We start from the raw sequence: 19946 nt of genomic DNA, 5'->3' as shown, positions 1-19946 counted from the left end.
CGCGGCCACCCTGTTTTAGGGTGGCTGTTTTCAGTTTTGTGCCTGAAGAACAGAGACTTCAGTGGGCTGCTGGTCGATGTATGGGCCGCCAGCAACGATTTCTACGGCAAGAAGAGACATGCCGTGCGGTACAGGGCTGGAACCAAGATCGAGTTCGGCATCGCCGAGTGTCCAGCGAATGGCGGTGTTGTCTTTGTCAGCCCAGCCTAGAAGCTCGGATGCTTCCAGATGAGATGTGATCCTGCGTGTGCTTTCCGAGGCATACAGGGTGATGTCCCCAACCAGCACGCCCAGTTCACGACGGTCATCCACATATGGCCCGATGGCGTCAGATGGTTTTGCCGTTCTCGAAACAAGGCGCACACTGCCCACGTTTGACGGCAGCATGAAGATCGCACGGCCATTGCTCTCACGGGACTGACGGATCATTTTGCCTGCCGGTGTGATCAGATGCAGGTCCGGGTCTGTTACGATCGTTTTGACGTCACGAACGTCTGCAAGGCCGAGGTCCACCGCGCGTTGGGCAAGAGCGTGATGGATGGGCTCAACCTTGTCACGGCTGACGGTCAGCGGTGCAGCGGCATCTGCTTCCCATGTTCGTACAGGGCTGCTCAGGCTGACGACGGCATTGTCCTGCGTGAAGCCATCACGATTGCCTGTATTGAGATAGCTCTCGGTCAGCATTCCGTCAGACGTAAGGACGGAATGAACATCCGTTTCGATATGGAAGTAATCGTAGGATGTGATCGAGGTGTCGTAAATAATGCTGCGGCCATTCACGAGCATACGGGCCGGGATCAGGCCGCCATCAATGAACAGGCTATGCTCTGGCGTAACCAGAAGGTCCTTGGACGGAACGCCATCCGCAATCGCATTCTTGCAGATGCGAACCGGATAACCCGCTACATCCGAAGCCAGTCGCTGACGGACGATGGCGTGCTTCCGACCCACCCACACAACTGGGCGAGCCTGTTCTCCCTCAGGTGTCCACGCGAGAACCTTGGCGCCAATTTGGATGTCTTGAACGGGCATGTCACCGGTCGTGGTGCGGATCATCGTATCCGCGAGGAAGCAGACTTCCGCTCCCTTATCCAGAGAGATGACGGTCTTTCCATTCCGGTCTGGAGAGAAATGGGCGTGGTACTTGGAGTAATCGCCTACGAGCTTGATGGTGTAGGATGCTTTACCCTGAGTTACGGTCAGGACATTGCCGACGATCTTTGCGGCCGTGTTGCCCTGATAGTCCAGCGTGCTGACGTCAATCTGACCGCCGGGCACAAGCATCGTGCCGGTTATGCTGCCGCCCTGAATGACAAGAGAGCCACCCGAAGAGACGATCGTCCCGCTCGCTGTGCCCTTACTTCCGACAACGATGTTGCCTCCGGCATTGACGATCGTGTTGACGGCACTGCCGCCACTCAAAACGTTCAGACGGGCAGCAGCGCCAGATACAGTCGCACCGGAAGCAACAGCATTCTGGCTGATGTTCTCAACGCCACCTGCCAGAATACGATCGCGAACTGTCGTGCCGCCAGTTGCAACCACTGTGCCGCCAGAGGTAACGGTGTTGGCCGTCGCCGTTCCCGAGGTCAGGGTCTGCTTGCCGCCGCTTTGAATGGACGCATTGAAGCTCGAACCACCGAAGATGAACTGATTGCCATTGCTTGCAACGGTGTTGCTGGCAACGCCTCCCTTGTTGACGGTCTGACCTGCTCCTCTGGTGGCAATTGTGCCGGTCGCGGTTCCGCCGGAATAGATGACCTCTTCCGTATCGGGGACTGTGAGAATGGAACTGATGGTCTTGCCACCAGAGTAAACCTGCAGGTGACCACCTGCCGTGACTGTTGTGTCGATGGCTATGCCACCGGATTGCACGACGAGGTAGTCATTCTTTCCTGAAATATAGAGTCCACTGACGGTCGTATTATGCTGTCTACGTGTCAGTCCATTATGGCAAGGATCAGGATATCGGGAAGGAGTTCTATGGTTCACTATGATGTCTTTTCTTGGGGAAAGACGCGGTTGCGTCCATAATGAATGCCACTGGTTCAATCAAAGATACTTTTGATTATGGGCATGTGGAGTTGTTATTGCCTTGAGGCTCCTGAATCCGTGTTCTTTTCAGGCACGGCGGTTCAATGACATGTTCAGATTTTAAAAACAATAAGAAGTTTTGTTTTTTGTATCTTTATGTGAAATTTTTTTTCTAAGATCGGCATCTGTGGAGATGAAGAAATGGCGGAAAACTCAGGCTAATCTAGCCGTTATCACGCAGTAAAATGAATTGATCTCTCGATAGAGATATCGAGGCATATTGGAAGAGTTTGAATTTGGATTAATTACTTATTAACGAAAAGAATCTCAGGCGACGTTTCTTAATAAAAAAGCGCTCCTTAGAGCGCTTTTTTATTGTCGGTGCTTTCTGTGTTCGATTCTGGCGCCCCAGGTCTGGGCGGTCGCAGGGCATGTTCGTTGGCTTCCATGAATCTGTCAGCCAGCGCGGTGTACAGTGGACGAGGGCACACCATGCGAGAAACGCCAAACGCCAGAAAGGATGTGGCCAGTAGCGCAAGCGTGACCTGCTGATTGTCACACATCTCCATGACGATGATGGTCGCTGTGAGGGGCGACTGCGCGACGCCGCAGAAATAGGCGACTGTGCCCAGCAGTACGACTGCGCCGGGTGTAGTGTGGGGCAGAAACTGCTCAACCCAGCCTCCAATAGCAGCACCAATCGCCAGGGATGGTGCAAACATGCCGCCCGGAATGCCTGAGCAATAGGACACCAGCATCGCGAGATATTTCAGGACAAAGAAAGAGGCTGGATAGTGCTCTGTTCCTGAAAAGATAGCGCGAGCCTGTGCATAGCCCGTTCCATAGGTTGTGCCTTTGGAGATCAGGCCAATGATAGCCAGTACGAGCCCACAAGCGGCAGCAAACGCGATGGGGCGTTTTCCGGCAAAACGGCCGACAGGGCCAGGAAGGCCGCGCGACGCCTTGATGACCAGTGCTGCAAACGTTCCGCCTGCCAGTCCGCCGAGGATGCCGCAGGTCAGCACCGCGATCCACGCTGTGCCAACCGGGATATCAACGTCTGCATGGCCGAAATAGGTGTAGTTTCCCAACAGCGCGATTGCCGTTACACCGGAGACAACAACGACTGTCAGCGTCCGTCCGGATGTGCGCTGTTCAAAGGAATGTGAGAGTTCCTCGATCGCAAAGACGATGCCGGCCAGTGGCGTATTGAATGCTGCGGCCATACCAGCGGCGCCACCGGCAAGGATCATGCTGCGCTTTGCAGCGATGTTGGATTGTCCCAGCAGACGTGAAAAGGCATGCATAATGGATGCCCCGACCTGAACGCTCGGGCCTTCGCGCCCGATCGAAGCACCGCAGAGCAGGCCCAGACAGGTCAGAAGAATCTTTCCAACAGAAATCTTGAGCGCCAGCACCCTGTCCACCATCGTGTAATTCTCGATGTGCAGAGTGGCGATTGTTTGCGGGATACCCGATCCCTGTGCGCCTTTGAAAAGGGTTCGGGTCATCCATGTGATGAAGGCAAGACCTGCTGGAGCGACGAACAGCATCGCCCAGGGGTGCCATTCCAGAATTCGTGTTCTCAGGTCAGCCGCTGCGTCGCCCATGCGTGCGAAAAGCACGGCAACAACACCAATGAGAACGGCGCCGATCCAGTAGATGACAGTGCGCCGCCACTGGGTTGTCGTGGCGCGGGCCGAGCGTCTCAGATGATGAATACGGTCTTTACGGCGCAGGGCGTGCTGCGAGGACAGATGCCCCGGTGGGAGAGGCTTGGGAGCGGAGCCTGAAGAAGGGGGCAAAGTATCGGCCAATGGAGGACGTCCAGGAAGGAGTGTCGGGCAAGGGAAGATACGCCCGGTACAAACTCCGCGCGTTACATGTCCGGTCCTGCCAGCCTTCTTCGCGCCGGGTCAAGAAGTCTGAACCGATCAAGTAGAAAAATCAGAGGCCTGTACAACCCGAAACCGGAAAGACTGTCGCAGCAAAAGCATGTTCGGAGGGCCGCCCTTTTTACAGTCAAAGCCTTATAGTTTGGTTTCCACTGTAAGGCGTGGTCTGAGATTGGAGACTTCTGGTCAAAGAGACTGATAATGGTAGTAAAATTTGCCGTTCAGGAGAGAACCAGAATGCCGGAATGCTTGGCCTTGTCAGCAGGTTCGACATGAATATGAATTGAAGCTCGGCCCAGTTCTTCCCTCAGGCCTGCCTCGATCCGGTCACAAATTTCATGAGCGTCATGCACACTCATTTCGCTCGGGACCACAAGGTGGAATTCTACGAAATGCAATACCCCGACCTTTCGCAGGCGCAGATCATGCGCTTCGAGAGCACCCGTTCCGCTTGAGGAAATGACAGCCTTTACGGTTTCCACGGCTTCTGTGCCCGGAATTTCATCCATAAGGCCTGACATGGACAGGCTCATCATCGAGAAGCCGGCTCGCAGAACGTTCAGGGCGACCAGCGCGGACAGAACTGCATCCAGACGGTCCCATTTGATGACCGGGATCAGGGAAACGCCAATGACCAAGGCGACAGTCGCCCAGACGTCAGACTGAACATGCTCGCCCGCAGCCAGCAGAGCCTGTGATGAATTCTTCTGGCCAAACCCGATGAGGACGCGTGCCCAGACCAGATTGACGACACCGGCCAGCGCATTCAGTGCAACGCCCTGGAACGGGGCATGGACCGGCGTGGGGTGCATCCAGTCATGTACGGCAACAACGAGAATGCCGAGTGCCGTTAAAACAACCAGAACGCCTTCAATGACGGCGGACAGGTATTCTGCCTTGCCATGGCCATAAGGGTGGTTGTCGTCGGCGGGGAGAGCCGCAATGGAGAGTGCCCACAAGGTACCAAATGCCGCAATGACATTCAGAATGGTTTCAATCGCATCGGACAGCAGGGCATCTGAGCCGGACACCCAGAATGCTGCGTACTTGATGGCCAGAACCACTACGCTCACCCCGATGGAAGCGTAGGCAATCTTGATGCGCGTTGAAATCATTGAAGTTCTCAGCAGCAGACCTGTTGAAGATCGCAGGATGCTGGTGAACTTTCGATCTGGAAGGTGGGGTGAGAAATTTTGAACTTGTCACGCAGAAGGATTGTGGCCTGCGTGATGATCTGCTCAGGGCTCTGCAATGTGGCCTCATCCCGGATGAGGTGCACAGTCAGAGCGGTTTCCGTCGTGCTCATGGGCCAGATGTGCAGGTGATGCAGCCCGGTCACACCGGGAACGGCCAATAGGGCGGCCTGAACGTCAGCTGGTACAATCCCGGCAGGAACGCCATCAAGGGATAGGGACACCGACCCTTTAAGCAGGGACCATGTTGCGACAATGATGGACACAGAGACAATCAGGCTGACGATCGGATCAATGATCTGAAAGCCCGTCCATGTGATCAGGAGCCCCGCAATCACAACGGCAAAGGCCATCATGGCATCAGATGCCATGTGCATGAACGCGCCGCGAATATTGAGGTCGTTCGAGGCCCCCTTCATGAAAAGGAGGGCGGTAAATGCGTTGACCGCAATTCCGACGAGCGCCACCCAACTGACGACCGTTCCCTCAACAGGCGCGTTGGCGAAAAGCCGAACGATGGATTCCCAGATGATCCCGCCTGTCACCAGGAGCAGGACTGTCGCATTCACGAAGGCCGCAAGAATGGTGGAACGGCGCAGGCCATAGGTGAAGCGTGTGGTAGGGGCACGACGGGCCAGACTTTCGGCCAGCCATGCTGCGCCAAGGCCCAGAATGTCCGACAGGTTGTGTCCTGCGTCTGCCAGAAGGGACAGGGAGTGTGCCCAGACGCCCCAGAGGGCTTCGGCAACGACATAAACCGTGTTCAGGATGATCCCGATAGCGAACGCACGGCCGAAATTCGCCGGTGCATGCGTATGTGGACGCCCGAAACCAAACCCGTGATCATGCCCGTCACAGCCTTCATGGTCATGATCCTGGTGATCACGAGAGGCATGGTCGTGCCCATCTGCATGAGAATGGTCATGATCAGTGTGGTCATGGCCTTGTGCGCACGTGTGGCTGTGATCTGATGTCATGTCCGGGCAAATCTGTGGCTGGAGTGTCGCATCATATAGCATCTCGTTCCATCAACCCAAGCGATGATCTGGCTCTTGCAGAATTGTCGGGGTTGATGCGGGCAGGAGGGTAGTTTTCCCATGCCGTGGCTGGACGCGCCGGTTATATTCCGTAACAAAGAGGAGGCCTAACCCTGCAATGTCAGCAGAGGGGCACTTGCAGGGAGAGTGTCCATGAAAGGCACCGTTCTCGGATTTGATGTTCAGACGAGCGAAGGCGTGATCCTGAATGATCAGGACGTTCGGTATGCATTTTCGAAAATGAACTGGCGGGACACTCTGGCGCCCATGAAGGGGCAGCGGGTGGATTTCGAGCCTTGGGGCACAATGGCCAACAATGTGTTTCTGGATATTCAGTTCGGGCAGTTTACGTCTTTGCCTGCTGCGGACATGTCTTTTACGGATGCTGTCAGGTCCTGTCTGCGCCGGGCAACGGATTTTCAGGGCCGCTCCCGCCGGAAGGAATACTGGTATTTCAGGATTTTCGGGATCCTGTGTTCCATCGTCATTTCCATGATTTCCAGTGACCTCAGGCATGGAGGCGGCGGCATTGTCGCGTTACTGGGTATCGCAGCTTTTTTTGCGTGGCTCTATCTGTTCGTGGTGGATCTCAGCGTGTCAGTCCGACGGTTGCACGACACCGGACGCTCAGGCTGGTGGGTGCTACTATACTTTACAGTGATCGGAACCATCCCATTGCTGATCATGATGTGCTTCGACACGGACTACCGGATCAACAAATGGGGCTATCCGGCCAAATAGCCTCAGCTTCCGCTTGAAACATATCCGGCTACGCCTCTCTGCCAGCACAGAACCATCAGGCCAAGGAACGTAAAGCCCATTCCCGGCGAGAGCAGGCCGAACCAGATGGGCATACCCAAAGGGTCAGGATGGTTCAGCATGGCGAGAGCAGGATAGTAGCAGACGGCTGATAGCGGGAGCGCCCATGTCAGGAAGCGACGGAGCCAGCGCGCGAACATGGTGAGCGGGTATTGTCCTGCTTCCACGCCGCCATAGGTCAGGACGTTTACAACCTCCAGCCCTTCGACCGTTACGAAACACAGGGCGGCCTGTCCGATCAGAACGCCCAGAAACATGGCGGCCCCACCCGTCACCGCCCAGGGCAAAAGCCAAACTGTCGCCCATGAGACATGTGGCGAGAGCCAGAAACCTGCTCCCATAACAAATGCCCCCTGAAGGAAGCGGCCGATCGGGCGCAGTCGCAGCTCGTGGCCAAGAAGCAGGACGAGTGTTGAGCGTGGGCGAAGAAGAAGCCGGTCAAATGAACCTGTCTTGACGTACTCGCCGCCAAAAACCTCAAAGCCGCGGCCAAGGGTTTCGGCAATCGCAAAAGATACGTTTACCAGTCCGTATAGAACGGCCACGGCACCAATATCCCAGCCCGCGATGCTACCAAACCGCTGGAACAGGCTCCAGATTCCAAAGAAGCTCAGTAGGGTGGTGACGAAATTTCCAATTAACTGAAGTGCGAATGTTCCGGGATACCGCAACTGTGCCTTGATCGAGGCTGCTGCCATCCGTCGGTAGAGTGAAAACGCATTCATGCGCCCTGAACCTCCATCCGGGAGATGGTGCGATGCATCCAGAAGCGCCCCACAAGTGTGAGTGCGGCCAGCCAGAAACATTGAATGCCCAAGGCGGTCAGAACGCCGCCCGGGATGGCCATGCCCATGTAGAGCCGAATGGGAATGTCAGAAATTCCGGCAAAAGGCTGAAACAGGAGCAACTCACGCGCCCAGTCCGGATAAAGTGGCAGCGGCAGGAGCATTCCTGAGAGCAGAACAGCCAGTGGTGTGCCGACAGCATACGTTCCGAGAGGCGATAATGTTCGGGCCGTTACGATATTCCACCACATCACGATGCTTGCAGAGATGAAAGCACCGAGGATGAAGGAGCACAGAGCCAGCATTGCGGCCCATAATGAGGCGGGCGGGGCGAGGCTCCAGCCATTCAGCCCAACGAGGGCAGCGAGCGGCCCTGCAACAGCGGCAAGAAGAACTGCGCGCGGGATGGCGTTGCCAAGAAGACGGGCAAGCGAGGCCGAAAGCCACCAGTTCCATAGATCGACGGGGCGCAACAGGTCATAGACGATTGCTCCGCTCTTTGCTGCTTCACCAATGGCGGGGAGGCAGCCAAGAGGAAGCAGGGTGAAAAGGGATTGCTGGATCCAGGTGTAAGTCATGGCCTGACGCAGCGTCATGGGGGCATCTACGCCGGGAGCATGATGGTAAACCGCGGCATAGGCCATGAGGGAAATCGCGCCGAACCACATCTGCGCCACAAGCCCCGCCAGCACCGCAAGACGATATCGCAGACCAATTTTCCATTGCAGGACGAAAGACGTCACATAAGGTTTGATGGTCACGATGCGTGGTCCGCGTAGAAGCGTGTAATAATTTCTTCAATCGCCGGCCGCCCGATCCGCAGATCACCCAAGCCCGGTAGTGTTGAAAGATGCGCCACAAGCACAGGCGCGGGCAGGCGTTGCGGATCAAACGTGATCGTCACGCTGCGAGAGCCACGCGCTGTTTCTGTCGCGCCATCGGGCAGAAGCAGGTCTGGCAGCGGCCCGGTAAAATCTGCTTCCAGAATTCGCTCCGACAGAGTGGTCGCCTGAAGGGCTTCAAACGGGCTGTCGGCAAGAATACGACCGTGACCGATGACGATGACCCGGTCTGCCAGTGCTTCAATATCATGCATGTCATGCGTGGTCAGAAGCACCGTTGTGCCGCGCTCGCGTCGCAGATCCCGCACAAAAGCGCGTACCGCCAGCTTGGATGGGGCATCCAGCCCGATCGTAGGTTCATCCAGAATAATCACATCCGGATCATGGATCAGGGCAGCGGCGATTTCTGCCCGCATGCGCTGGCCAAGAGACAACTGCCGGACGGACTGATCCATGATGCCGTGCAGATCCAGCGCATCCGCCAGACGCTCCCGGTTGCGGAGGAACCTTGCTGGCTCCACGCTGTAAATATCCCGGAGAAGCGCCAGTCCTTCTCCAACGGAAAGATCCCACCAGAGCTGCGTGCGCTGGCCAAACACCACGCCAATCCGCGCGACATGTGCGATCCGGTTTTCCCAAGGGATCAGGTTGCCAACGCGGACGGTCCCGGAGGTCGGGCGCAGGATACCCGTCAGTATTTTGATGGCAGTAGATTTCCCAGCGCCGTTCGGCCCGATGAAACCGGCAATCTCGCCTGCGGGGACTGTGAAAGAAATGCCGTCCAGAGCCGTGATTTCGCGCGTTTTGCCACGCCAACTGCCGCCATCACGCACCTGATATGTCTTGCGGAGGTCATGTACCTCAATCGCGGCAGCATTCTTCATGACGGAACAGGGCCTTCTGACGGCACCAGGGTGCCATGACTGAACGGAATAATAGTTCTGCGTGAGCTCTCATAATCAGGCAAGTGGGAGGCCATGGTGACAGAGCGGAATGTCGTCACCACCTATTACCCACGCGCTTCTCAAATACGGTAAGACGGGAGCAGTATTGTGAACCTTGATCGTCAGGATGATCCAATGGCCGGTAAACGTATTCTCATGCTCGCAGGTGATTTCGTTGAAGATTACGAGATCATGGTGCCATTCCAGATGCTGCTGATGGTGGGACACAAGGTTGATGTGGTGTCACCGGGCAAGAAGGCTGGAGAGCAGGTGGCAACGGCCATCCACGATTTTGAAGGCCATCAGACGTACACTGAAAAGCGCGGTCATAACTTCACGCTGAACGCCACTTATGCAGGCGTAAAAGCGGAAGACTATGACGCACTGGTCATTCCCGGCGGCCGTGCCCCGGAGCAGCTCAGCACCGATGAGAGCGTGTTGGACCTGATCCGCGCTTTTGTCACGGCTGACAAACCGATTGCTGCTGTCTGCCATGGTCCGCAGCTTCTCGCCGCAGCAAATGTCATCTCAGGCCGCAAGGTCTCCGCTTATCCGGCCTGTCGTGCTGAAATGATCCTCGCAGGAGCTGATTATCAGGCCATCCCAATTGACGGTGCAGTGACAGACGGCAAGCTCGTAACAGCGCCAGCGTGGCCAGCACATCCGGCATGGATTGGTCAGTTCCTGAAGGTTCTGGGAACCAAAATCGAAGCCTGAGCCTTTGTTCCGTCAGGAGAGCCCATATGTGTGAACTCTATGTCCGTGCCGATCCGATCTTCTATGAAAGCCGCACGCGGTCGCTGCGGATTCATGGGGTCGTAACGACGATCCGGCTGGAAAACATGTTCTGGGACATCCTGACGGAAATCGCGGCGGCAGATGGCATGACCGTCAATCAGCTCATCACCAAGCTTTCGGACGAAATTCTCGAATTGCGTGGTGAACTGCCAAATATGGCGTCGTTTTTGCGCGTCAGCTGCCTTCGCTATCTGGACCGGGAACGACGCGTGCAGTCAGGTTCCAGTTCCGCCGTTGGTCAGACTGTTGCCTTGCGTCGTGTTGGATAATCGATACGGCGCAGCAAAGAGGCATTGGCGGAAACGCTCGCAAAATCGTACAGAAGGACCATGACGACTCCTTCTTCCCCACAGGGCCAGAAACCCGGCAGCAATCCCTTGTCCTCGCGACGCGCAGAACACGTCATGGAACGTGCCTTCTTCGCAACCCGCTGGATTGCCGCACCGCTTTATTTCGGCCTGACCATCGGGCTGCTGCTGGTGGCCTTCAAGTTCTTCCAGCAGCTTCTGGCTCTTGTTCTCAAAGCAACAGGCCTGGATTTCGATGACGTTTTCGTTGGTGTGCTGGATCTGATCGATCTGGTCCTGCTGGCGAACCTGCTGCTGATCGTCATGTTCTCGGGCTACGAGAACTTTGTTTCCCGTCTCGATATCCGCCAGCACGAAGATTATCCGTCCTGGATTGGTCACGTGACGTTCGGGGATATCAAGATCAAGCTCATGGCGTCCATCGTCGCCATGTCTGCCATCCATGTTCTGGCTGACTTCATCCGTGTGGATGACACCTCCACGCGTGCTCTGGAATGGAGCGTCGGAATTCATCTGGCCTTCGTTGTGTCCGGTGTTCTGATGGCCGTCATGGATCGCATCATGGAAGGTTCGCCGGATACGCATCACGCTGATCCGCAGCCTGACGCCGCCCAGCACAAAGAAAAGCACGACGCATGATTCGCCTGACAGAACTGCGCCTGCCGCTGGAGCACTCTGAAGAGGCGCTCCGGGAGGCGGTGCTGACGCGCCTCAATATCCCCTCCGAGGCCCTGAAAAGTTTCAAGATCGCCCGACGCGGATACGATGCCCGAAAGCGCGGCCACATCGTTCTGGTGTACAGCATCGACTGTGACGTGACGGACGAGGCATCTGTGATTGCGGCCCACGAAGCGGACCAGCATGTTCGCTCCACGCCTGACACAACCTATCATCTTCCCAAAGCCACCTTGCCCGAAGGGATGCCGCGCCCCGTGGTTATCGGGGCAGGCCCTTGCGGGATCATGGCGGCGCTGACGCTCGCACAGGCCGGTCTCAAGCCTATCATCATCGAGCGTGGCAAAGAGGTTCGCGCCCGAACGGTGGATACGTTTGCCTTGTGGCGGAAATCCGTTCTGACGCCCGAGAGCAACGTCCAGTTTGGGGAAGGCGGAGCCGGGACGTTCTCTGACGGCAAGCTCTACTCTGGCGTGTCCGACCCCCGCAATCTGGGCCGACGTGTCATTGAAGAGTTTGTTCGGGCGGGTGCGCCGGAAGAGATCCTGTACGTCTCCAAGCCCCATATCGGGACCTTCCGACTGGTCACGATGGTGATGTTCATCCGCGAGGAAATCGAACGTCTCGGCGGCGAGTACCGGTTTGAGACGCGCGTCGATGGCTTTGACATGGAAGGTGAGGGAACAGAACGCCGTCTGCGAGGCCTACGCCTTTCAACGGGAGAGACCCTGCCTGCCGAGCGCGTTATCCTGGCTGTTGGGCATTCCGCACGCGACACCTTCGAAATGCTCCGCGATGCGAATGTCGCTATGGACGCCAAGCCGTTCTCTATCGGTGTGCGGATCGAACATCCCCAGTCTGTCATTGATACAGCCCGTTTCGGCTCCTACGCCGGGAACGACCTGCTCGGTGCTGCCGATTACAAGCTGGTTCATCACGCGTCGAATGGCCGGGCTGTGTATTCGTTCTGCATGTGCCCGGGCGGACAGGTCGTAGCGGCGACGTCTGAAATCGGACAGGTCGTGACCAATGGCATGAGCCAGTATTCCCGTGCCGAACGGAATGCGAATAGTGGAATTGTCGTTGAAGTGACGCCGGAAAAGGACTTTCCGAACGATGTTCTGGCGGGTGTCGAACTTCAGCGGAAATGGGAAAAGGCAGCGTTTGTGGCCGGTGGCGGCGATTACCGTGCTCCTGCCCAGCGCGTCGGGGATTTTCTGGCCGGTCGCCCTTCCACAACGCTGGGGGACGTCGTGCCGTCCTACCAGCCGGGTGTGACACCGACTGATCTGACGCTCTGTCTGCCGGATTTTGTTTCGGACGCCATTCGTGAGGCCTTGCCGCGTTTTGAACGCAAGCTGAAGGGCTTCTCGATGGATGATGCTGTTATGACCGGAGTGGAAACGCGTACGTCTTCCCCGATCCGGCTTCAGCGAGACCGTGATGGCCAGAGCCCAACATTGCATGGGCTTTTCCCTGCGGGAGAAGGGGCAGGATATGCCGGCGGTATTCTGTCCGCCGGCATAGATGGAATCCGTACCGCCGAGTGGCTGGCAGCCTCTCTTTAAGAGGCTGCTTCTTCGTCGCCTTCCATGGTTTCACCCGGAAGGTGCTTCGGCTGAAGCAGGGCGATACCGGCCGTGACGGCACTGGACCCGACTACGAAGGCTTCCGCAGTGAGCGGGAGTGTGATCGGGGTCCGGCCAATTCCCGGGATCAGCCATCCGGCAATACCCTGCCCGATAGACCCTAGAGCATAACCCAGCCCCATTCCGAAGCTACGTGTCTCGGAAGGGAAGCATTTCGCCAGATAATGCGGCACAAGGGCAAAGATACCGGATGCAGCAGCGCCCATGACGAAGGCTGCCGTCAGCAGCATGCTCCAGGACGGAGCGCTCAGGAACGGCCAGATTGTCAGAACGACAATCGCAATCGCCCCAAGCATGACCTTCAGGTCACCCCATCGTTCTGCCAGCCAGCCACACAGGATTTTTCCAGCGAACGATCCGATGCAGTAGAGGGTAATGGGAATGAAGATGTCCTGTGGTGTCAGGTGATGGCTCCCACGCAGGATCGTCGGGTAAAATGTGTAAATGGCCGCTTTTTGAAATTCCAGAAACGCCATGAAGGCAATTGCCTGTAGGGCCGCTCCGTTCAGGCGGAATTTTACCTTGGGAAGAGGCTGTGTCGGCGTTTTGGCCTGACCGGCCGCCCGGTCTGCCCGGTTCCGCAGCCAGACCGGGCTTTCCTTGACCCCGAGGCGAATGAAAATCGCAAGAAGAGCAGGCGCCAGTCCGATGAAGAACAGCACGCGCCAGCCATAATGCGGCAGGATCAGAGCCTGCGCTCCGGCTGCTGCAAAATATCCGACTTCATAACCTGACATCATGAGCGCAGACGCCATCGGACGTGTCCAGGCGGGAACACTTTCCATCAGGAGGGCTGCAGAGGCGGTCCATTCACCACCAAAACCGATGCCGAACAGGAACTGGACAATACCCAGCATCAGAAGACTGTGGGACAGGCCCGTCATGGCAGAAAAAACACCGAACCAGACGACGCCGAGCATAAAGGCCAAACGACGGCCATAACGGTCAGCGAGCCAGCCCCAGCTTGTATTACCTATGGCTCGTCCAAGGGATTGGGCTGTCAGAACCATCCCCAGTGTGCCGATGGTGCAGCTGAAATCATGAGCGATGTCCGGCAGTGTGAACATCAGGGATGTCTGGTCAAAAGCGTCCAGAAACCATCCCAGGAAAGACGCAAACGTCACCTGCCAGAAAGGTAGCAAAGCCTTGAGAGAGTTGCGGGAAGACGTGTTCGGGGCGGAGCGAGAGAGAGCATCCGTCATCAACAATGTCCTGACAGGCAGATTGAACCTGCGCGCTTGAAGGAAGTGGCACGGAAAATCCGCTGGAGCAAAATCGGTAGCAGAATTGTCCTGATTGAGCGAACGAAGAATTTGACTCTTGGTTCCTCCGCGATTTTGTCGAAACCCCACGGGAAAGTGAGCGAAAAACGGCTGTTGTTAAGGGAAAATTAGCCTTCTCCCGTCATTCTGTCGCGCAGATGGAACAGGAGATGTTCGAAATTGGATGATGCAGGACAGGATGTCAGTTTTGCGGATGCAGCCTCTTTTGGCCCCAAAGTGACTGGCACTGTGACCAGAGACCGAAGAGATGATCCTGTGAGGTCCGACACGAACATTTCTCCGACAAACGCCACGATGTTTGCCACGACCCTGCGCAGCCGTCGAGCGCGCCAGAAAAGTGCTCTGCCGCCTTTGCGATGGCTGCCTCGGATGGCGGCTGGCCGGGCGGGAATGGAAAAGCTGATTGGCGCGCAGGTGGACATGAGCCAGCTCTGGCTGGCTATCCCACGCCGCACCGTCCGGCGAAGTCGCCGCAAGCCGCTTGAGCAGCAGCAGAGAGAAKTTGATCTGGAGCTTCTGCAGGTTGCCTGTACGCAGGCGGCAGGCTGGCCGGATGGTATGCGTCTGATGGTCTCGCTCGAAGACGATCAGGCACCGGATGCAGCGTTCAACAGTCGTTTAAACGGTGTTCTGGATCAGAGCGGGTTTCCCATTTCGCGTCTGGATCTGGTTTTTCAGGAAAGCGGGATCGCTCAAGAGGAGCGCGAAGTCTGTTACACGCTGGCGTCTCTTCGTGATCGGGGTGTTCAGATCTTCACGAACGGCTTTGGGTCTTCGGTCTCCAGCCTGACTTTACTGAGAGAACGCGCCATTAGCGGTCTATTGGACGGTGTTCAGTTTGATCTGGCAGTTCTGTCAGCGTCCAGCTTAACCTGGAATCCGCAGGGCGACGTTCCAGAGCTCGACGAAGGTGCAGTTGTATTCTACCGGGCCGCTCTTGAGGCTGTCAAAGCGCTTGGTTTGTGCATTCGTGCTACAGGAGTAGATACGACCAAGCAGCTGGAATTTGTGCAGAAAACCGGTTGCTCCGAGGCGTCCGGGCTCATTTTGGCTGGAGCTGAAACGACCGCTCAGATCAATGAGCGCTTTGCAAGTGTGGAGGGTCGCTCAAAGAGGCGGCGCATGACCCGTACGGCTGAAGGCCTCTAATGAGAAAACGGCAGCTACCTTCGATAGGTGATAATAGCTGCCGTTCAGGTTCTCATATCTTACACTGGTACTGGAACAGGCGTTCTGGATCTACGCGAAGCAAGTTGGCAAGCATGGGCAGAACGCCTGTCAGAGCATCCTCGATAGCCTCAAGGGACTGCCCCGTCTGATCCGCAATATACTTAAGGTGCTTCTCTCCCATAAGGGTTTCAACTTCCTTGGGGGTGAGAGGATTGCTTTCCGTATTGTGAATTTCGCTCACACGGGTCGCAAGATGACAGTCGTCACGCATCAGTCGGATGGTCACTTCTGTCAGCCCTGATCTGTCCATGCTGGCATTGCTAAGCCAGTCACCAAAACGGACGAATAGGGAGGTGGATTTTTGGCCTTTGGTCTCGGTCGTGGTTGTCATGACCCGTACTCCTCATCAAGAGAGAGACTGGCCGCATCCGGGGGGACTTGGCCCTACAGTAACAACGTTTGAATCGAGCGTGTGTAGCATGCGGCGGAAACACCTTTGCGTGATGTTTCCGCCTTGCCCTGTCAGTCGAGGGGGCCGCTTTCTACCAGAACAATTTCTGCATCTTCCAGCGCAGTTATGACGATACTGTCCACATCGGTCAGCGCTGCACCGTCCCGCGTTGCAACGGTTCGCCCATCGATTTCCAGGCTTCCTGTCGCCGGCACGAGATAGGAGAAGTTTTCCCGGCTGGTTTCGAAGGTCAGGGTTTCGCCAGCTTTCAGGGTTGCTCCCAGAACGCGGCCCTTGGCCCGGATCGGCAGGGCATCATCTTCCGGAAAGCCGGAGGCAAGGGTTACGAACCGTCCATTGCGAGCATCTTTTGGGAATGGTCGCGTGCCCCAGCTGGGCGTGCCACCTGGTTCATTGGGGATGATCCAGATCTGGAAGAGGGTGGTGTCTTCGGTTTCCTTATTGAACTCGGCATGGACGATGCCGCTGCCGGCAGACATGACCTGAACGTCACCAGCTTCCGTACGGCCTTTGTTGCCAAGGCTGTCCTCGTGAGAAATGGCTCCGGTGCGAACATAGGTGATGATTTCCATGTCCTTGTGCGGATGAGCGCCGAAGCCTGTGCCGCCTTCGATTTTATCATCGTTCCAGACGCGCAGACGGCCCCAGTGCATGCGGTGCCGGTCCATGTAGCCAGCGAAAGAAAAGTGATGCCGGGCGTCCAGCCATCCGTGGTTGGCGTGGCCAAGCGAGGAGAAGGGTCTGATATCGAGCATTGGTCGCTCCTCAGTAAAGGTTATGGCCTTCAAGATGGGCGCAATGTGGCGTAAAGAAAATGGAATTGATGGAAACATAAAGTTTCCATAAAGCGCATCTTAGAGAGGCTCTATGCTCCCGGATCTTGAAGGGTGGGCTGTTTTTGCCCGTGTCGCCGAAAGCGGCTCGTTCGCCTCTGCGGCACGAACTCTAGGGCTGTCTCCGCCTACAGTGTCCAAGGTGATTGCACGTCTGGAGCATCGCCTGAAGACGACCCTTTTCCAGCGAAGTGCCCGTCACCTCTCCCTGACATCCGCCGGAGTGGCATGTCTGGAACGCGCACGGCGGATGCTGGCCGATGGTGAAGGATTGGAAGCAGAGCTGCGGGAAGGCTCGGTCAGCCCAAGGGGAACGATCCGCCTGGCTGCTCCCATGGGGTTCGGGCTGGATATTCTTGGACCTGTTCTGCCGGAATTCATGGACCGGTATCCGGATATTTCTATGGAGATTGATCTCGATGACCGGACCGTCGACCTGCTGAGTGGCCGGTTTGAAGCAGCTGTCCGCATTACACCGGGAGACCTAGCCCCCGTAACCAACGGAGGGGCTCATCTTCTTTGCCGTTCTGTGATGCGGCTGGTCTGTTCGCCACAGATGAAGGAGAGACTCGGGAGGATCGAAAAACCGGAAGATCTTTCAGGAAATGCAGGGTTGCTCTACGCGAATTCCGATCTGCCGGACCTTCTTCGCCTTACACATGAGAATGGCCAGCAGGCGTCTGTCCGACTTCGAAACCGGATGATGGTCAATAGTGGAGACATGCTTCTGCCGGCGCTCAGAAATGGCTCAGGCCTAGCGCTTCTGCCAGATTTCATGCTGCGGAGGGATCTGGAGGCGGGGCGAGTGGTCGAGGTTCTGCCGAAGTGGCGGGGGAGTGTTCTGTCGGTCTGGTTCATGGTCGTAGGGTGTGGTGCCACCCGGATGCAGATGCCTGCGCGGCTCCGTGTTCTGCTGGCCTATCTGGAGCAGGCCCTTGGCGGAAAGATTTCACAGGATTACAGTGCCGCGCAGGAGAAAACGCGATGAATTATGATGCGATGTTCCAGTCCGCCCTGGACGGTCTGCGCGCCGATGGCAGCTACCGTTACTTTGCGGAACTTGAGCGCCGGTCCGGCAATTTCCCGAAAGCCTATCATCATGGGCTCGGTCGTGACGTCACAGTGTGGTGTTCCAACGATTATCTCGGCATGGGGCAACACCCGGAAGTCCTCAAGGCGATGCATGATGCCCTTGATGAGACGGGTGCTGGTGCAGGCGGAACACGCAACATTTCCGGCACCAACCACTATCATGTGGAGCTGGAAAAAGAGCTGGCGTCCCTGCACGGCAAAGAAAGTGCACTGCTCTTCAACTCAGGTTACCTGTCTAACTGGGTGACGCTGGGAACGATTGCAGGCCGTCTGCGCAACTGCGTGGTTCTGTCTGATGAGCTCAATCATGCGTCCATGATTGAAGGTATCCGTCATTCCCGCGCTGAGAAGCAGATTTTCCGTCACAATGATGTGGAAGATCTGGAGCGTCGCCTGAAAGAACTTCCAGTAGACGTTCCCAAGATCATTGCGTTTGAGTCCGTCTATTCCATGGATGGTGACATCGCACCGATCGAAGCCTTCTGTGATCTGGCCGACAAATACGGTGCGATGACTTACCTTGATGAAGTTCATGCTGTTGGCATGTACGGCGATCACGGTGCGGGCGTGGCTGAAAAGCTGGGCCTGTCCCATCGTCTGACGGTGATTGAAGGGACGTTGGGCAAAGGCTACGGCGTTGTGGGTGGCTACATTGCTGCCTCCGCGCCGCTTTGTGACTTCGTGCGCTCCTTTGGTTCTGGCTTTATTTTCTCCACGGCTCTGCCGCCGATGATTGCTGCGGGTGCTCTGGCCAGCGTCCGTTATCTCAAGCGCAGCAGCGTCGAGCGTGAAGGTCAGCAGCGTGCGGTTGCCTATCTGCGTGCCGCTCTAAACAAGGCAGGCATTCCGCATGTCGGCAATCCGAGCCACATCGTCCCCGTCATGGTGGGTGAGGCAGAACTTTGCCGGGATCTCTCCGATGAGTTGCTGAACCGCTTCGGGCATTATATCCAGCCGATTAACTTCCCGACCGTCCCGCGCGGAACGGAGCGTCTGCGTCTGACGCCGACGCCGCTTCATACAAACGAAGCAATTGATGAACTGGTCGAAGCACTCTCTACGCTATGGCGCGAACGTCAGCTCAAGCGCTCTGAAGCTGCCTGAAGTCAGGTAGGTCAGCGTTCTGAATTCTGGAAAAGGCAGCCGGGTCACTGGCTGCCTTTTTTAATTCTAAGCTGGTCAGGCGAGCACGTAGACCCACGCATTTTTGCCTGAGCGCAGGGCAACTTGCACCCTTTTGTAGCTGGACACTTCGTAAGCGTCCGCAGCGAGAAGCTCAGCTTCAGTGATGCGGAAGACTTGCCCCGTGATTTCGTCCTGTGGATTGTCATTAGGGCGAATAACAGCATGAAAGCGTTTGCCGCTGGCCTTGATGACAGCAGCGTCTGTGATTTCCATCATCGACGCCTGATAGCCCGTCATCGCATCCTCTTCGCCATGCAGCAGGCGACCGAATGAGGACAACTGAACCTCGGGTTGCTGGAGTGTTCCGTAAGAAAACAGGTAAACTGGCATCTGGTCAGGCATGAGTAGCTCCGTGAGATAAAGCGCAGGGACGTTAGATCTTTCGGTAGCCTTGCCAAAGCGCTGTGACAGGGTGCCCGTCGTCCTGTGGAGTCAGATGGATGTAAAGCCCGTCAATCTGTTCCAGAGGCAGGCAGTCATCCACTTCCATGAAGTTATCGCGGTGGCGGTGGTCATAGCCCGGTAATAAGGTCTTTTTGGCTGTTGCCTTGGCCTCTTCTGGCGATGCAGCAACAAGAAACGTGAAGGCGTGCTCTTCCTTGAGTTCGTCAGGCGCATACCCACCCATATTGATGAAATAGAGCGTTTTGCCGCCTACAGGCTTTTCAGGACTGAGTGTGACAGCATGTCCGTCAGCCCATGCAATGACACCATAGGCATCAACGTGCAGGGAGTTTCGTACTCCAAACCAGCGCTCCGCAAGAGAGGGATAGGCATCTTCCGGCTTGTTCGCGATCGCAAACTGAACATCATGAACTTCGATATTGGCGCCGGGTGCTGCCCCGCCGAGATAGAAAACATAGAGGTTCAAGGGCGTGCCCTCCTGAGTAAAATAAAGCGGGTCATAGCTGTTTATCGGCCTCACTTCACGG

Annotated in this window: 20 protein-coding genes; 8 read left to right on the top strand and 12 right to left on the bottom strand. The window is 56.5% G+C overall.

Annotated elements, in window-relative coordinates; all coding sequences use genetic code 11:
- Positions 1–30: 30 nt before the first annotated feature.
- From KP708_RS07700 to KP708_RS07685, 4 genes are all read right to left on the bottom strand, one after another.
- Complete coding sequence (locus tag KP708_RS07700) at positions 31–1992, bottom strand: Hint domain-containing protein (protein WP_215749098.1); 1962 nt, start codon at positions 1990–1992, stop codon at positions 31–33.
- A gap of 401 nt (positions 1993–2393) precedes the next feature.
- The gene (locus KP708_RS07695; protein ID WP_202206372.1) at positions 2394–3851 is read right to left on the bottom strand and encodes a chloride channel protein; all 1458 of its coding nucleotides are present in this window, start codon (positions 3849–3851) and stop codon (positions 2394–2396) included.
- A 299-nt stretch (positions 3852–4150) separates the two neighbouring features.
- A complete protein-coding gene (locus KP708_RS07690; protein ID WP_215749097.1) occupies positions 4151–5044 on the bottom strand; it encodes a cation diffusion facilitator family transporter in 894 nt (297 codons plus the stop codon).
- Positions 5045–5052: 8 nt separating this feature from the next.
- Complete coding sequence (locus tag KP708_RS07685; protein ID WP_215749095.1) at positions 5053–6099, bottom strand: cation diffusion facilitator family transporter; 1047 nt, start codon at positions 6097–6099, stop codon at positions 5053–5055.
- Between the two features lie 213 nt (positions 6100–6312).
- Between KP708_RS07685 and KP708_RS07680 the strand changes: the two genes are divergently transcribed.
- Positions 6313–6900 carry a DUF805 domain-containing protein gene (locus KP708_RS07680; protein WP_215749093.1) on the top strand — a complete coding sequence of 196 codons (588 nt, stop codon included), beginning with the start codon at positions 6313–6315 and terminating at the stop codon, positions 6898–6900.
- Positions 6901–6902: 2 nt separating this feature from the next.
- On the opposite strand, the gene KP708_RS07675 is transcribed toward KP708_RS07680, so the two are convergent.
- From KP708_RS07675 to KP708_RS07665, 3 genes are read right to left on the bottom strand one after another with little or no spacing between them, the layout of a single operon-like run.
- Positions 6903–7703 carry an ABC transporter permease gene (locus KP708_RS07675; protein ID WP_202206376.1) on the bottom strand — a complete coding sequence of 267 codons (801 nt, stop codon included), beginning with the start codon at positions 7701–7703 and terminating at the stop codon, positions 6903–6905.
- Positions 7700–8524 (bottom strand): ABC-2 family transporter protein, encoded by an 825-nt coding sequence (locus KP708_RS07670; protein ID WP_086634362.1) that lies wholly within the window; start codon positions 8522–8524, stop codon positions 7700–7702. Before KP708_RS07670 ends, KP708_RS07675 begins: the two co-directional genes overlap by 4 nt.
- Positions 8521–9489 (bottom strand): ATP-binding cassette domain-containing protein, encoded by a 969-nt coding sequence (locus tag KP708_RS07665; RefSeq protein ID WP_215749091.1) that lies wholly within the window; start codon positions 9487–9489, stop codon positions 8521–8523. Before KP708_RS07665 ends, KP708_RS07670 begins: the two co-directional genes overlap by 4 nt.
- Positions 9490–9684: 195 nt before the next feature.
- Between KP708_RS07665 and KP708_RS07660 the strand changes: the two genes are divergently transcribed.
- Genes KP708_RS07660 through KP708_RS07645 form a run of 4 tightly spaced genes read left to right on the top strand, consistent with a single transcriptional unit; the run spans position 9685 to position 12898 of the window.
- The gene (locus tag KP708_RS07660) at positions 9685–10266 is read left to right on the top strand and encodes a DJ-1/PfpI family protein (RefSeq protein WP_215749446.1); all 582 of its coding nucleotides are present in this window, start codon (positions 9685–9687) and stop codon (positions 10264–10266) included.
- 26 nt (positions 10267–10292) lie between these two features.
- On the top strand, positions 10293–10616 hold the full coding sequence (locus KP708_RS07655) for a ribbon-helix-helix domain-containing protein (RefSeq protein ID WP_046899987.1): 324 nt from the start codon (positions 10293–10295) through the stop codon (positions 10614–10616).
- Between the two features lie 60 nt (positions 10617–10676).
- Positions 10677–11294, top strand: coding sequence for a TIGR00645 family protein (locus KP708_RS07650; protein WP_046899986.1), 618 nt, complete (start codon positions 10677–10679; stop codon positions 11292–11294).
- Positions 11291–12898 carry an NAD(P)/FAD-dependent oxidoreductase gene (locus tag KP708_RS07645; protein WP_215749090.1) on the top strand — a complete coding sequence of 536 codons (1608 nt, stop codon included), beginning with the start codon at positions 11291–11293 and terminating at the stop codon, positions 12896–12898. Before KP708_RS07650 ends, KP708_RS07645 begins: the two co-directional genes overlap by 4 nt.
- Here KP708_RS07645 and KP708_RS07640 read toward each other — a convergent pair.
- The gene (locus KP708_RS07640; RefSeq protein ID WP_215749088.1) at positions 12895–14181 is read right to left on the bottom strand and encodes an MFS transporter; all 1287 of its coding nucleotides are present in this window, start codon (positions 14179–14181) and stop codon (positions 12895–12897) included. The genes KP708_RS07645 and KP708_RS07640 overlap by 4 nt on opposite strands.
- A gap of 240 nt (positions 14182–14421) precedes the next feature.
- Here KP708_RS07640 and KP708_RS07635 point away from each other — a divergent pair, with 240 nt between their 5' ends.
- Complete coding sequence (locus tag KP708_RS07635) at positions 14422–15411, top strand: EAL domain-containing protein (RefSeq protein ID WP_252348088.1); 990 nt, start codon at positions 14422–14424, stop codon at positions 15409–15411.
- A gap of 52 nt (positions 15412–15463) precedes the next feature.
- Here KP708_RS07635 and KP708_RS07630 read toward each other — a convergent pair whose 3' ends face one another.
- Positions 15464–15823: a YidB family protein gene (locus KP708_RS07630; protein ID WP_215749086.1), complete on the bottom strand. Its 360-nt coding sequence runs from the start codon at positions 15821–15823 to the stop codon at positions 15464–15466.
- A 131-nt stretch (positions 15824–15954) separates the two neighbouring features.
- Complete coding sequence (locus tag KP708_RS07625) at positions 15955–16659, bottom strand: pirin family protein (RefSeq protein ID WP_215749084.1); 705 nt, start codon at positions 16657–16659, stop codon at positions 15955–15957.
- A gap of 112 nt (positions 16660–16771) precedes the next feature.
- On the opposite strand from KP708_RS07625, the gene KP708_RS07620 reads away from it, so the two are divergent.
- Entirely contained in the window at positions 16772–17725 is a 954-nt protein-coding gene (locus tag KP708_RS07620) for a LysR family transcriptional regulator (protein ID WP_215749083.1), read from the top strand.
- Positions 17722–18933: a 5-aminolevulinate synthase gene (gene hemA / locus KP708_RS07615; RefSeq protein WP_215749081.1), complete on the top strand. Its 1212-nt coding sequence runs from the start codon at positions 17722–17724 to the stop codon at positions 18931–18933. Before KP708_RS07620 ends, hemA begins: the two co-directional genes overlap by 4 nt.
- A 75-nt stretch (positions 18934–19008) precedes the next feature.
- On the opposite strand, the gene KP708_RS07610 is transcribed toward hemA, so the two are convergent.
- Both KP708_RS07610 and KP708_RS07605 read right to left on the bottom strand, forming a co-directional pair.
- On the bottom strand, positions 19009–19356 hold the full coding sequence (locus tag KP708_RS07610) for a gamma-glutamylcyclotransferase family protein (RefSeq protein ID WP_252347240.1): 348 nt from the start codon (positions 19354–19356) through the stop codon (positions 19009–19011).
- Between the two features lie 31 nt (positions 19357–19387).
- Complete coding sequence (locus KP708_RS07605) at positions 19388–19885, bottom strand: DUF1543 domain-containing protein (protein ID WP_215749079.1); 498 nt, start codon at positions 19883–19885, stop codon at positions 19388–19390.
- Between the last annotated feature and the right edge of the window lie 61 nt (positions 19886–19946).

The organism is Gluconobacter sp. P5H9_a, assembly GCF_018812085.1.
Taxonomy (GTDB): Bacteria; Pseudomonadota; Alphaproteobacteria; order Acetobacterales; family Acetobacteraceae; genus Gluconobacter.
Note: the sequence above shows the minus strand (reverse complement) of the source record. Positions and strands in the feature narration are given on the sequence as shown.

Coding starts and splice junctions, on each gene's coding strand:
- KP708_RS07680 (WP_215749093.1), top strand. CDS start 6,313: ATGAAAGGCACCGTTCTCGGATTTGATGTTCAGACGAGCGAAGGCGTG.
- KP708_RS07690 (WP_215749097.1), bottom strand. CDS start 5,044: ATGATTTCAACGCGCATCAAGATTGCCTACGCTTCCATCGGGGTGAGC.
- KP708_RS07665 (WP_215749091.1), bottom strand. CDS start 9,489: ATGAAGAATGCTGCCGCGATTGAGGTACATGACCTCCGCAAGACATAT.
- KP708_RS07630 (WP_215749086.1), bottom strand. CDS start 15,823: ATGACAACCACGACCGAGACCAAAGGCCAAAAATCCACCTCCCTATTC.
- KP708_RS07655 (WP_046899987.1), top strand. CDS start 10,293: ATGTGTGAACTCTATGTCCGTGCCGATCCGATCTTCTATGAAAGCCGC.
- KP708_RS07620 (WP_215749083.1), top strand. CDS start 16,772: ATGCTCCCGGATCTTGAAGGGTGGGCTGTTTTTGCCCGTGTCGCCGAA.
- KP708_RS07625 (WP_215749084.1), bottom strand. CDS start 16,659: ATGCTCGATATCAGACCCTTCTCCTCGCTTGGCCACGCCAACCACGGA.
- hemA (WP_215749081.1), top strand. CDS start 17,722: ATGAATTATGATGCGATGTTCCAGTCCGCCCTGGACGGTCTGCGCGCC.
- KP708_RS07675 (WP_202206376.1), bottom strand. CDS start 7,703: ATGAATGCGTTTTCACTCTACCGACGGATGGCAGCAGCCTCGATCAAG.
- KP708_RS07660 (WP_215749446.1), top strand. CDS start 9,685: ATGGCCGGTAAACGTATTCTCATGCTCGCAGGTGATTTCGTTGAAGAT.
- KP708_RS07685 (WP_215749095.1), bottom strand. CDS start 6,099: ATGACATCAGATCACAGCCACACGTGCGCACAAGGCCATGACCACACT.
- KP708_RS07645 (WP_215749090.1), top strand. CDS start 11,291: ATGATTCGCCTGACAGAACTGCGCCTGCCGCTGGAGCACTCTGAAGAG.
- KP708_RS07640 (WP_215749088.1), bottom strand. CDS start 14,181: ATGACGGATGCTCTCTCTCGCTCCGCCCCGAACACGTCTTCCCGCAAC.
- KP708_RS07610 (WP_252347240.1), bottom strand. CDS start 19,356: ATGCCTGACCAGATGCCAGTTTACCTGTTTTCTTACGGAACACTCCAG.
- KP708_RS07650 (WP_046899986.1), top strand. CDS start 10,677: ATGACGACTCCTTCTTCCCCACAGGGCCAGAAACCCGGCAGCAATCCC.